The organism is Bacteroidetes bacterium SB0662_bin_6, assembly GCA_009839485.1.
In the GTDB taxonomy this organism is placed as follows: Bacteria; Bacteroidota; Rhodothermia; order Rhodothermales; family VXPQ01; genus VXPQ01.
In genome coordinates this window covers 274,802-287,424 of the sequence record VXPQ01000032.1, presented here as the reverse complement: position 1 = coordinate 287,424, position 12,623 = coordinate 274,802, and the positions used below count along the sequence as shown (strand labels likewise).

Annotated in this window: 7 protein-coding genes and 1 tRNA gene; 6 read left to right on the top strand and 2 right to left on the bottom strand. The window is 60.4% G+C overall.

What is annotated here, in order from left to right; all coding sequences use genetic code 11:
- Positions 1 to 14 precede the first annotated feature (14 nt).
- Positions 15 to 1,391 (top strand): dipeptidase, encoded by a 1,377-nt coding sequence (locus F4Y00_06030; protein MYE04511.1) that lies wholly within the window; start codon positions 15 to 17, stop codon positions 1,389 to 1,391.
- A gap of 22 nt (positions 1,392 to 1,413) precedes the next feature.
- Here the strand turns inward: F4Y00_06030 and dgoD are convergent, their stop codons facing one another.
- On the bottom strand, positions 1,414 to 2,613 hold the full coding sequence (dgoD, locus tag F4Y00_06025) for a galactonate dehydratase (GenBank protein ID MYE04510.1): 1,200 nt from the start codon (positions 2,611 to 2,613) through the stop codon (positions 1,414 to 1,416).
- A 377-nt stretch (positions 2,614 to 2,990) separates the two neighbouring features.
- Here dgoD and F4Y00_06020 point away from each other — a divergent pair.
- A tRNA-Leu gene (locus tag F4Y00_06020) sits at positions 2,991 to 3,074 on the top strand.
- Between the two features lie 33 nt (positions 3,075 to 3,107).
- Here the strand turns inward: F4Y00_06020 and F4Y00_06015 are convergent.
- The gene (locus tag F4Y00_06015) at positions 3,108 to 6,785 is read right to left on the bottom strand and encodes a PKD domain-containing protein (protein ID MYE04509.1); all 3,678 of its coding nucleotides are present in this window, start codon (positions 6,783 to 6,785) and stop codon (positions 3,108 to 3,110) included.
- Positions 6,786 to 6,971: 186 nt separating this feature from the next.
- Between F4Y00_06015 and F4Y00_06010 the strand changes: the two genes are divergently transcribed.
- From F4Y00_06010 to F4Y00_05995, 4 genes are read left to right on the top strand one after another with little or no spacing between them, the layout of a single operon-like run.
- Positions 6,972 to 7,922, top strand: coding sequence for an RraA family protein (locus F4Y00_06010; protein ID MYE04508.1), 951 nt, complete (start codon positions 6,972 to 6,974; stop codon positions 7,920 to 7,922).
- A gap of 20 nt (positions 7,923 to 7,942) precedes the next feature.
- Entirely contained in the window at positions 7,943 to 9,226 is a 1,284-nt protein-coding gene (locus F4Y00_06005) for a mandelate racemase/muconate lactonizing enzyme family protein (protein MYE04507.1), read from the top strand.
- Between the two features lie 17 nt (positions 9,227 to 9,243).
- Positions 9,244 to 10,374, top strand: a complete 1,131-nt coding sequence (locus tag F4Y00_06000) for a bile acid:sodium symporter family protein (protein MYE04506.1) — start codon at positions 9,244 to 9,246, stop codon at positions 10,372 to 10,374.
- Between the two features lie 12 nt (positions 10,375 to 10,386).
- Entirely contained in the window at positions 10,387 to 12,522 is a 2,136-nt protein-coding gene (locus F4Y00_05995) for a hypothetical protein (GenBank protein MYE04505.1), read from the top strand.
- Positions 12,523 to 12,623 lie beyond the last annotated feature (101 nt).

Here is a 12,623-nt window from a genome sequence, read left to right as displayed (position 1 = left end):
TTCCGCGATGGCCTATGTCTGTTTCCAGTGCGCTTGCCTACGCTGTGAAGCACGAACCCCGGTTCGTTGACGAACTGAAGAGCCTGCTGCGCATTCCGTCCGTCAGCACCGACCCGGCCTATGCGGGAGAGGTGCGTCGCGCTGCCGTATGGATTGCCGACCATCTCCACGAAATCGGCATCGGTGAAGTACAGATCCACGCAACGGAGGGGCACCCCATTGTCACCGCTGCACACATGCACGATGCACAGCGCCCGACGGTGCTGGTGTACGGTCACTACGATGTGCAGCCGCCGGACCCGCTCGACTTGTGGGAGACGCCTCCCTTTGAGCCCACGGAACGCGGGGGTCAGTTGTTCGCCCGGGGGGCCAGCGACGACAAGGGACAACTCTTTATGCACGCCAAGGCTGCGGAGTCCTGGCTGCGCACCGCCGGCGAACTGCCCGTCAACCTGAAATTTCTGATCGAAGGCGAAGAGGAAAGCGGCTCAGCGCACCTGCGTCCTTTTCTCGAAACGCATCAGGAGCGCCTCGCGGCCGACGTAGCATTGATCTCGGACACGGCGCTTTTCGCCGAAGGCCTTCCTTCTATCGGGTATGGCCTGCGCGGCATGGCTTACGTAGAGGTGATTCTGGATGGACCGAACAGGGATCTGCACTCGGGGGTGTACGGGGGCGCCGTCGAAAACCCGATTCATGTGCTGACCCGCCTGATTGCCGGATTACACGACGAGCAAGGCCGGGTTACGCTTCCGGGATTCTACGACGCAGTCCGGGAGCTCGACGACGAGGAGCGTGAAGCGTTTCGCAGCCTGCCCTTCGATGAAGCGGCGTGGAAACGGGATATAGGGATCTCCTCAGCGCGTACCGAAGCGGGGTATTCGGTACTGGAAGCCACACGCGGGCGCCCGGCGCTGGATGTAAACGGTATAGGAGGGGGCTACCAGGGGGAGGGCGCCAAAACGGTGCTGCCGTCCCGGGCCGGTGCAAAAATTTCGGTGCGGCTTGTTCCGGACCAGCGTCCGAACGAAGTGGCAGCCATGCTCCGGCGCTATTTCACAAGGGAAACGCCGCCCACCATGAAGGTGACCTTCCGTGATCTGCACGGCGGCATGCCGGTTCTTGTAGATCGCTCCATCCCGGCCATGCAGGCCGCCTTTCGGGCGCTGCGTGATGAGTTCGGTCGCCAGCCGGTGTTTATCCGGGAGGGAGGCTCTATCCCGGTCGTGGCGGATTTTCAGGAAGCGCTGGGACTCGATACCGTGCTGATGGGGTTCGGACTCGACTCGGACGCCATCCATTCGCCCAACGAGCATTTCGGACTCGACCGTTTCAGCCGGGGCATTGCCTCTTCCATCCGCTTTATGAAGGAATTGGCCGTCACGGGATAGCCTTTGCACGTAACGGAACGGCCTACCATTCCGCAAACGAGCCGTCGCTCAGGCGCCACACGGGATTTCTCCAGCCGTTTTCTCCATCGGCACGGCTCGCTTCTTTACGCACGATATCCTCATCGATTTCGACCCCCAGTCCCGGCTTTTCGGGTAGCGAAATTTTCCCTTCCCGCACCGCGAACACCTCCGGGTTAGCCACATAATCCAGCAATTCCACGCCATACTGATCGTGATAATGCATGCCGAGGCTGGTTTCCTGAATGAAGGCGTTGATCGACGCAAAATCCACGTGTAGCGAAGCCGCCAGCGCAAGGGGACCCAGCGGGCAATGCGGCGCCAGCGCCACATCGTATGCCTCGGCCATGGACGCAATCCGCCGGGTTTCGGAGATGCCCCCGGCATGGCTGACGTCGGGCTGCGCCACGTCGATGTGCGGTAGTACGTGCTTGAAATCCCACCGGGAATAGAGCCGCTCCCCGGTCGCCAGCGGGGTGCGCAACCCCGCGGCGAGGCCGGCCAGCAGGTCTTCGTGCCCCGGTGCGACCGGTTCCTCCACAAACATCGGCGCATACGGCTCCAGGGCCTCGATGGCCCGCCGGGCCAGTCCGCGATGGATACGCCCGTGGAAATCCACCCCGATGTCGATATCCGGCCCCACCGCTTCGCGCACCAACCGCATCCGTTCCGCGATCTCTGTGATGCGCTGCGGGCTGTCGATCCACGCCATCCGGCCCGATGCATTCATCTTGACCGCGCTGAATCCTTGCTTCACCCGGTGCTGTGCAGCTTCCGCCACTCCGTCCGGGCTGTCGCCCCCTATCCAGCCGTATACCGCGATGTTGCCCCGCACCGCGCCGCCAAGCAGTTCATACACAGGGGCGTTCAGCGCTTTGCCCTTGATGTCCCACAATGCCTGATCGATGCCTGCTATGGCGCTCATCAGCACCGGTCCGCCCCGATAGAATCCGCCCCGGTGGAGGACTTGCCAGATGTCCTCGATGCGGTTCGCGGGCCGTCCGATCACATATTCGCCCAGTTCCTCGACGGCAGCCCGTACGGCGCCGCTGCGCCCCTCGACGACCGGTTCGCCCCAGCCGACAAGTCCTCCCTTTGTGATGACTTTCAGAAAAAGCCAGCGGGGAGGTACGTCGAACAACTCAAAGGATTCGACGACAATATCTTTCTCGAAAGACCTGAGGGGAGCCGGTTCAGCGGGCATGGAATGCGTGGAATAGTGTCAACAGGCCCTAAATGCCTTACGGAGCATGGGGAGCACAGCATCCCCTGAAATTGAACAATGCGGCGCCGAACTGCAAGCGGGCAGGCGAAGCCGGGCGGAATGGAATCAAGTTAAGGAACCTCTGATTAAATCCACATGGGCGAGGACCTTGGGACGCGCCTTCTCTCAAAACATAAACGTGCGGTTGGCCGCGAGTTTGCAGGATATCCCGGGCCCTATGTTTTGTTCGAATGCGCGTCCCAAGGTCCTTGCCCTGCGGATCCCGTGCACCCGACGGTCGTTGTACGGAAAGGCTTGCGGAAACGCTCCGGAGGTACGTAAAAGCTTCGGCGAAAACGCGGCCTGTCCATGACCCTGCCCGGGTGGCGGAATTGGTAGACGCGTCGGACTCAAAATCCGATGGCCTTCGGGTCTTGTGGGTTCGAGTCCCACCCCGGGTACGGAACTATTCTTTCGGGGTACGCCGAAGCCCCTTACAGTTCGGCCAGGTCCTTGTCGATGGCCTCCAGTAGTTGTTCGGTGAAGGTCTGCGGCGCAAAGGGCGCGATCTGCCGGAGCGACATGTCCATTGCCTGCTCAAGCTGCGGATTCGTCGTCATGCCGGGGACGTGCTTGTCCAGCACGGCCTTGGCCTGTTCGTTGGCAAGGAGGTCCCTGATGGGGCTATGCGTGTCCAGCCCCCCGGACGTGCTTTGTTCGACCTGCTGCATGTTTTCCCCGGCGCCTGTGAATTCGACCGTCGTAAGAACGAAGAGCATTCCCTGGCCGTCATGCTCGTCGTTTCTGAACGTGAAGTACACGTCGCGCGTTCCGACCGTGGGCTCAAGCGCGACCGGGAACGGCGTGGGCATCGCCACATCCTGAATAAAGTCGGTTTCGCCCAGGAGCGGGCCGTCCGGAGCATCCAGCCGGATTTCTACCTTGCCTCCCATCGCCTGGAACTGGCTCGGGGCGAGTGCGAACAAGCGCACCTCCGATATCCCGGTCAGGTCGAGTTGCTCGAACCGGATGTACGAACCCGGTTGCGATACGATAGCCATCGGGGTCGGGAATTGCGGCACGTCGATTCTCATGACGCCTTCCGCCAGTTCCCCGTCGCCAGCCAGGATGGTCGTGGCGCGGAGCACAAGCGTTTTTTTGGCCGAGGCGCCGGGCAACCCGTTGGCGCCCCGGTCTGTGTATGCTGCACGAAGCACGACGATACCTTGCGCCGTACCGCCCGCTTCGACAGCCGGCGGCATGTATGTTCCCTCGACAGGCAGCAGCGGGGGCTCCTCGGTCAGACTGAGGATGTACGCCACCATTTGCTGCGCCTCGCTTTCGGAAAACTGCGGGTGCGGCGGCATTATCATTTCGCCCCAGACGCCGGAGCCGCCCTCGCGGATATTCTTCACCAGATGCTGCGTGGCTTCCGGGTCGCCCTCGTACTTCTGCGCCACAGCTACGTAGGAAGGGCCGATGGAGGACTGGTCGATCTGATGGCAGGCAAGGCAGGTCGCCCCTTCCACTAAGGCCTGGCCAGCCGCGTGTGCTATCGGAACTCCGGGCGTGAAATGCCCTTGCGCGATGGCTGCCTGGTCGTATCCTTCCGGCAGGTAGTCTGCTGTGACCGTTACCTGCTCCGCCGGGATCTGCCCGTCTTGCAGAGTGCCATCCTCATGATCTCGGACACGGACCGCGTAGTGGATCGGGGTTCCCGCAAAGAAGAAGGAGCGATTTCCCTCTATCAGGTCGATTTCCACTTCCGGCAGCTCGTTACCCGCCACGATCTGCGTCTCGACTGTGGCGCGCTCGCCCTGCGTGTCGGTCACGGTCAGCGTGGCCGTATACAGGCCCGGCTGGTCGAAGGTGTACGTGGGGTTCGGCTCGCTCAATCGGGCCAAACCGGTCCCATCCTGATTGGTGATTGCCCATTCGTAGCGGAGTGTGTCGCCGTCGGCGTCTATTGTTCCCTCCGACGAGAGCGCGACGCGGAGCGGGGTGGCCCCGGCGGATTGGTCCACCGAGAGCGAGGGGGCCGGTTTCCGGTTCCCTGCGTTGTACTCGATGCGGACGAGCCGGGCGTCGTCATTGGCCGAAAACCAGGCTGTACCGTACTCCAGTACGAAAAGGTCGCCGCTCGGTGCGAATTCCATGTCGATGGGGTTGCTGAAGCGGTGGTTCGGCATGAACCGCTCCATCGAAAGGAAGTCGCCCTCCTCGTTCATCGTCACAGCAATGATCCAGCCGCGCATCCATTCGTAGAGAAAGAGCTTGCCGTCGTACCAGGCCGGGAACAGCCGTTCGGCGTTGGCGAAGTCGTCCCGGTGGAAGACGGGGCCGGCCATCGCCGAACGGCCGCCGGTTCCGAGAAGAGGGAACTCCGGCGAGGGTCCAGACGGGTACCACAGAAAAGCAGGCTGCGCCGGGGGGAGTTCCGTGAGCCCCGTGTTGTTCGGCGAGTCGTTTATCAGGTGGTCCGGGTCGAAGGCCGGGCCGGGCGTTTGCGAAACGTAATCGAAGTCGTGGTATGGCTTGTTGTCTGCGGTGATGTACGGCCAGCCGTAATTGCCGGCCTGCCGCGCCTGGTTGAACTCGTCGTGGCCGGAGGGGCCGCGGTCTACGGAATCGCGACTGGCGTCCGGACCGATATCGCCCCAGTAGAGGAAGCCCGTTCGCCGGTCTACCGAGATCTGGTACGGATTCCGGTGGCCCATCGTGTAGATCTCGGGTCGCGTGTTTGCCGTACCCGGCGGGAAGAGGTTGCCTTCGGGAATCGTGTAGCTTCCGTCCGGTTGCATCGTAATGCGCAGGATCTTGCCCCGGAGGTCGTTCGTGTTGGCGGACGATTTCTGTGCGTCCCAGGGTGCTCGTCCGGGCCGCTCGTCGATGGGTGCATAGCCTATGCCGTACGGATTCGTATTGTCGCCCGTGGACAGATACAGATTGCCGTCGGCGTCGAAGGCGATGGAGCCGCCCGTGTGACAGCACTCGTCCCGTTGCACGGGCACTTCCAGAATCACCTGTTCCGTGTCCAGGTCGAGCGCGTCTCCCTGCATGCGATAGCGCGCAAGCACGTTTTTCGGTTCGTCTCCTGCCGGGGAGAAGAAAAGGTATATCCAGCCGTTTTGTGCGAAGTCCGGATCGGCGGCGACGCCGATCAGGCCGTCCTCGGCGATATTCCCGTTCAAGTACGTGGTGCTGACAGGAATCGTCGCAATCTGCGTGATCTGTTCCGTGGCGGGATGGTAGAGATGCACTGCGCCGCCGCGTTCAATGAAGAGCACCCGCTCGTCCGGGAGCACGGTCAGATCCAGCGGTTCGTCGAGCTTTTCGGCAAGCACGACCTTGGTGAAGCGGTTTTCCTGCGGGCGGGCCCGGCTGTAGTCCAGCGCGCCGTCCCCCATCGCGTAACGGATCCCGCCAAGAAGATGCTGCAGGAAGAGCGGTTCCGAAAACGTTTCGTCCGTATGTCCCATCGCGGTGTACCATGCTCGCCCTCCATCGAATTCATGGTACCAGCTCATTGGATGGTACTCGCCGTTCGTGCCGCCCTCGTACGTGGTTTCGTCGATATCTATGAGGACTTCGATGTCGGGGTTAATGGAGTGGAAGTTGTAAAACTCGTCCTCGCGCTCCCACCGGTCCGGCAGCCCCTCCGTCGACACGTGGTCCTTGCGTAGTACCCGAAAGACGCCGCTCCGCACGTTCGGGTCGATGGGATGGCTCTCGAACCAGGCGCCGGCGAGTTTTCCGTACCAGGGCCAGTCGTACTCCGTATCGGTGGCGGCGTGGATGCCGACGTAGCCGCCGCCCGCCTGGATGTAGCGCTCGAATTCGTCCTGCTGCGCCGGGTCGAGCACATCCCCTGTCGTGTTCAGAAAGATCACGGCGCGATAGTTCTTCAGATTGTGCTCGGTGAACGCGGCCGCATCTTCGGTCGCATCGACCGCGAAGCCATGCTCCTCACCAAGCTTGCGGAGGCTTTCCACGCCCGCTTCGATCGACGCGTGCCGGAATCCCTCCGTTTTCGAGAACACCAGGACACGTTCCTGTTTGGGTGTACTCAGGCCTACGGACAGGACTGCGGCGGCGCAGCATACCGCCAGCGCAGTGATCAGGTTTGAACGGATTTGAAGTCTGCTCATGTGAGTAGCCTGTGCTTGTTTCATGGCGTGTGTGTGACGCCGGAGCGTGACGCTCCCCGGCCAGCGCCTGAACGACAAAGGGAGGCGAAAAAACCGCAAGAAAATATAGCCGAAAATTCCCTTGAAAATTCAAATTTGGGGGATTATATCGCAACAACGCATATTTTGCGTATGGTTTCGCTGCTTTTGCTCCCTCGCCCGTTTTCAGGTATGACGGCCAGCCGATTCTTGCCTTTTATCCTGCTGCCGCTCTTTTTCGTCCAGGCCGTTTCTGCGCAGCAAATCTCGAAAGAAGACCTTGTTTTTCTGACGCCCGAATGGCAGGGCGAGCGGTTTCCCGACGGCCGGCCCCGCGTACCCGACGACATCCTGGATCGGATGCGACAGGTTACTCTGGAAGAAGCCTGGGCGGTATTGAGGGGAGGCAACTTCAACCATCAGTATGACGATGGCTGGATGACGATTAACCCGGACAGCGTGCTGGTGGGCAGGGCCGTTACGGCGATTTTCATGCCGGGCCGGCCGGATATTCATCGTGCGATCGACGAAAAAGGACATACTGAAGACGGGCGCATCGGATCGCAGAATTCGTGGCCTATCGACCTGCTCGTGCAAGGGGACGTGTACGTCGTCGATCAATTCGGCGCCCACGAAGACGGACCGACCATCGGCGACAACCTGGGCAACTCGATCTATGCGAAGTCGGGCAACGGGATCGTCTATGACGGCGCCATCCGGGATATCGACGGCCTCAAGGAAATCGGTTCGTTCACGTCGTTCTTTCGGAGTTATCACCCCTCTCATCACCTGAACAATCCCGACGGGAGACTCAACACCACCCTGGTCGGGATTAACCGGCCGACGCGGATCGGCAAGGCGACGGTGATGCCCGGCGATGTCGTGCTGGGGCGAGACGGCGGCGTCATTTTTATACCTCCTCACCTGGCGGAGCAGGTGGTCACCACCTCGGAAATCGTTCGGCTGCGGGATATGTTCGGGCACCAGCGTCTTCGCGAGCAGGTCTATACGCCCGGCCAGATCGATACCCGATGGTCCGCGGAAATCGAACGCGACTTTTCGCGGTGGCTCGAAGCGCACATCGACGAACTTCCGGTGGCGAAAGAAAATATTCAGGACTACCTCGATACCCGAACCTGGTAGGCCCACACCCTGAAAGAATCATGAAAAAGAGACACACCCGACGTTCCTTTCTGGCCGGAAGCGCCCTTGCGGGCGCATGGGCCGCCACGCCGCTCGCCGGATTCGGGCGCGGCCTGGAATCCGCTGTCGAGAGAGCCAATCTGGCTTCTTCTCCGTCGGACCTGGAGATTACGGATATCAGATGCGGATACATACGGAACGCCCACGGTCTTTTTGTGAAGATATACACCAACCAGGATATCTGGGGCTGCGGCGAGGGGGTGGATGCGGTGCCCGGCACATACCACCTGGTAAAAATGTTCGGCCAGCGGCTTCAGGGAAAGAATCCTCTGAACGTGCACCGGCTGTTCGAGGACATTCGCAGGGCGGGTTTTTTCGAGGGAGCCCAGTCGGGCATGTATGTCGCCGTGCTGTCGGCGGTCGAAACCGCGTTGTGGGACCTTGCCGGCAAGGCGCTGGGCCTGCCGGTGTATCAGCTCCTCGGCGGCAAGTTTCGCGACCGGATCCGGGTCTACATGGATACGGCGCTGTATCAGTTCCGGCTGCCGACGCCGGAGCAGTTCGCCGAGGCTGCCACCGAAGCCGTTGACATGGGATTTACGGCGATGAAGTTCGATCTGGATCAACGAAACGATCCGAACAAGTACGATCAATACAACTGGACTGCGAGTCCTGCGGAACTGCAACGGATGGTCGATCAGATCTCGGCGGCCCGCGAAGCCGTGGGACCGAACATCGACATTTGCGCGGATATGCACGGCCGCTACGACGCGCCCACGGCTCAGCAGGTCGCCAAACTCATGGAGCCGCTCAACCTGATGTGGCTCGAAGAGCCGATCCCTGCGGAAAACGTAGAGGCGTACAAACACATCACGGAATCCACGAGTACGCCCATCTGCGCCGGGGAGAATCTTTACCTGGCGCACGGTTTCCGGCGGCTGCTCGAAATAGGCGCCGTGGATATTATCATGCCGGATCTGCAAAAGGCGGGCGGATTGGGAGAAGGACAGCGGATCGCCAATTTGTCGAACCTGTACTATGTGCCGTTCGCGCCGCACATGGTGGCCTCGTATCTGGGCGCCATGGCTTCCTGCCACGTGTGCGCGTCCGTGCCCAATTTCATGGTGCTGGAGTGGCAAACCTATTTTCATTCCAATCCGATGTTTAGCGAGATCGTATCGTTCGACGGGCCGATGGTGGAAGACGGGTTCATTCCGCTTTCGGAAAAACCGGGGATCGGCGTAGAGATCAATGAGGAAGGCATGCGCCGGTACGCGACGGAAGGAATGCCGTTTTTCGAATAACTTGACTCGCCGCCATCGTGCGCCCTTTGTATCGATACTTTCTTATCCTCGCTGCGCTTTGTGCACTCGCCGCCGTCGTATTGCTGATCGTCGGCGGCCTTGCGGCCACCGGCCCTGCGGTGGTCGGCTTTCTGGTGGCCCTGGCTATTGGCGGGCTCGGCGTGCCCAGGCTCCGTCAGCTCGCCTTTACGATCTGGATATTCGCCTCCGTCGCGGTGGCGATGTATTACCCGCAGTATTTCCTGCGTGCTGGCGATTTCGAGTTCACGAGACTGATCGTTCCCCTGGTCCAGATCATCATGTTCGGCATGGGCACGGCCATGAGCCTGAAGGATTTTGCAGGCGTGGTCAAAATGCCGAAGGGGGTGTTCGTCGGGCTTACCTGTCAGTTTACGATCATGCCGCTGGTGGGTCTTTCGCTGGCCCGGATATTCGGCTTTCCCGCTGAAATTGCAGCGGGGATCGTGCTGATCGGTTCGGTGTCCGGCGGAGTGGCCTCGAACGTGATGGCGTACATCGCCAAAGCCAATCTGGCGCTGTCGATCACCATGACGGCCATCGCCACGCTGGTGGCGCCGCTCATGACGCCGTTGCTGATGCGATTGCTCGCCAACCAGTTCGTGCCTGTCGATTTTGTGTCGATGATGATAAGCGTTGCGAAAATCGTACTGGTCCCCATCGTGCTGGGGCTGCTCTTCAATAGGATCATGCGCGGCCGGGCCCAGTGGCTGCACCGCGCCATGCCACTGGTCTCGATGGCCGGTATCGCGGTGGTGTTGACCATCATCGTGGCTTCGGGCCGCGATGCATTGCTCGATATCGGGCTGCTGCTTTTCCTCGCGGCCATCATGCATAACGCGATAGGCTACGTGCTCGGCTACTGGGGATGCCGCCTGATAGGGCTCGACGAACAATCCTGTCGTACCATTTCGCTGGAAGTGGGGATGCAAAATGGCGGTCTGGCGACGGGTATCGCGGTAGAGATGGGTAAAGTAGCCACCGTCGGGTTGGCCCCGGCCATCTTCGGTCCGTGGATGAATATCTCCGGCTCGGCGTTGGCGAACTGGTGGCGCCGCACTGATGCTTCAGCAGATAGTATAGAGGCGGGTGACCCCGAAGAGTCTGATATGGTTGTTTCCGATACGTAACATCCGGCCTGCATGAATAATACCATGAATAACATCGCTCCAGAGACAGCGTATTCGGCCGGCCTGCATCCCATCGCCGCCCATAGTGTTGCAGGTTGTGGGGACGCGACACCCGAACACGCCTGCACCGTTCGTCAAAGAGTCGAGGCCACGAAAAGGAAACATTCCAGCGGTGTGTTGCCTCTTTCGTTGCTTTCAGCCCTGGTGCTTCTGGCGCCTGCGTCTTTCGTCCAGGCCCAATCCAAAGTCGTTGCTGCGTTCTCCGTCCATGCCGGTACATATCAGCGGGTAGACGTACCGGTTACCGCGAGTCTGCAAGGAGTGCCTCTCCGCCTGCACGACGGTGCGTTGCAACTCTTCGAGATTACCGGAGGAGAAGACCTGCCCGTCGCGTCCCAACTCGATCCGGGCATGTCCAGCCGCATGACGTGGATTCTCGACGGAGAAACCCCACCGGGTGCGGTCCGCAATTTTGAATTGCGAGTGGTTGAAGAACGCCCAATGCCTGGTGGGGCCGGACCGGTACAGGTGGAGGATGACGGGGAAAGCCTGCAGGTGCGAATAGGAGATAAACCGGTCCTTGCCTATCGCTATACGTTTCAGGGAGTCCCGGAAGGCGTGGATGAGATATACGACCGCAGCGGTTTTATCCATCCGATCTGGTCGCCGGAAGGCGAGATACTCTCTCGCATCCAACCCCCTGATCACTATCACCACTACGGTCTCTGGAATCCCTGGACGCGCACCGAATTCGAGGGGCGCAGCGTCGATTTCTGGAACCTGGCGGACGGGCAGGGCACCGTCCGGGCAAAGCAGGTGATAGAACGTACGGCGGGACCGCTGTTTGGCGGTTTCAAAGCGCTGCTGGCCCACGTTGATTTCACCGGCGGGGAAGAGAAGGTGGCGCTCAACGAACAATGGGAGGTAAAGGTCTGGAATGCGGATCCTGATCGAAAGGTCTGGTTGATCGATTTCGCCTCTACGCTGAATCCGGCTACCGAAGCGCCGCTGACCATCAAAGCGTATCGTTATCAGGGTTTCAGCCTGCGCGCTACGGAGACATGGAACGATGAGACGGCCGCGCTGCTCACCTCCGAGGGTTTCGACAAGAGCAACGCCAATGCGACCCGCGCGCGATGGATCGATGTACACGGCGTTTCCGGGGCGGCGGCCGGTTCCTCCGGTATTTTGTTTATGACCCACCCAGGTAATCATAATTTTCCGGAGCACTTGCGGGTATGGCCTGTCGGACAGAATGGGGGAGTCGAGAACGTCTATATCAATATCAACCCGGCTCAGGAAAACGACTGGGAGCTCAGGCCCGGCAACTCGTACGCCTTGCGGTACCGCATGCTGGTCTATGATGGAACCATCGACGCGGCGCTGGCCGAGCGGTACTGGCGGGATTTCGCCGATCCGCCCCGTGTCGAGGTCCATCCGACAGGGAATCTCAGAGGGGCCAGCGTGCTGGTCTATACGAAGAACGGCGAGGGGTACGTGCATGAAAATATTCCCTTTAGCGTGGCGGCCCTCGAGGGGCTGGGCGCCGAATACGGTTTCGAAGTGACGGCGTCGGAGGACCCCGCGCTGTTTACCGAAGAAAACCTGAAGCAGTACGACGCGCTGATCTTTTCCAACACCAACAACGAAGCCTTCGATACCGACGCGCAGCGGCGGGCGCTCGAATCGTATGTCCGGAACGGGGGCGGCTTCGTGGGTATTCACTCGGCCAGCGGCTCGGAAAGGGACTGGCCCTGGTTTTCCCAACTTCTCGGCGGCAATTTCGAACGCCATGCGCCCCTGCAGGACTTTACGGTCGAGGTGATGGACCGAACCCATCCTTCGACAGCCTTTCTGCCCGATACCTGGGAGATCGAGGGCGACGAATGCTATTATCTGAAAGAGATGAATCCCCGCATCCGGGTGCTTCTGGCGGCCGATCTGACTACGGTTTCGGATGAGGAAAAAGAACAGTTTCCGGGAACGTTGTTTGGCGACCGCTTTCCGGTGGCCTGGTATCAGGAGTTCGACGGGGGCCGCCAATGGTATACGTCCCTGGGTCACAGGCCGGAGCATTATGAAGACCCCGGATTTATGCGACACATTCTGGGCGGGATTCAATGGGTTATCGGTGGGATATCTCCATGAATTTATCTATGCAAAAACCGCATATATATGGGCCTCTCTATGCATAAATTACATAGGGCATGTCCCGGACCGTTTCTCATATTCGCCTTCGCTTTCAAACC

What these genes read in the sequence shown, in the direction of transcription:
- F4Y00_05995 (MYE04505.1), top strand. Translation starts at nt 10,387, where the DNA reads ATGAATAATACCATGAATAACATCGCTCCAGAGACAGCGTATTCGGCC.
- F4Y00_06005 (MYE04507.1), top strand. Translation starts at nt 7,943, where the DNA reads ATGAAAAAGAGACACACCCGACGTTCCTTTCTGGCCGGAAGCGCCCTT.
- F4Y00_06010 (MYE04508.1), top strand. Translation starts at nt 6,972, where the DNA reads ATGACGGCCAGCCGATTCTTGCCTTTTATCCTGCTGCCGCTCTTTTTC.
- F4Y00_06015 (MYE04509.1), bottom strand. Translation starts at nt 6,785, where the DNA reads ATGAAACAAGCACAGGCTACTCACATGAGCAGACTTCAAATCCGTTCA.
- dgoD (MYE04510.1), bottom strand. Translation starts at nt 2,613, where the DNA reads ATGCCCGCTGAACCGGCTCCCCTCAGGTCTTTCGAGAAAGATATTGTC.
- F4Y00_06030 (MYE04511.1), top strand. Translation starts at nt 15, where the DNA reads ATGTCTGTTTCCAGTGCGCTTGCCTACGCTGTGAAGCACGAACCCCGG.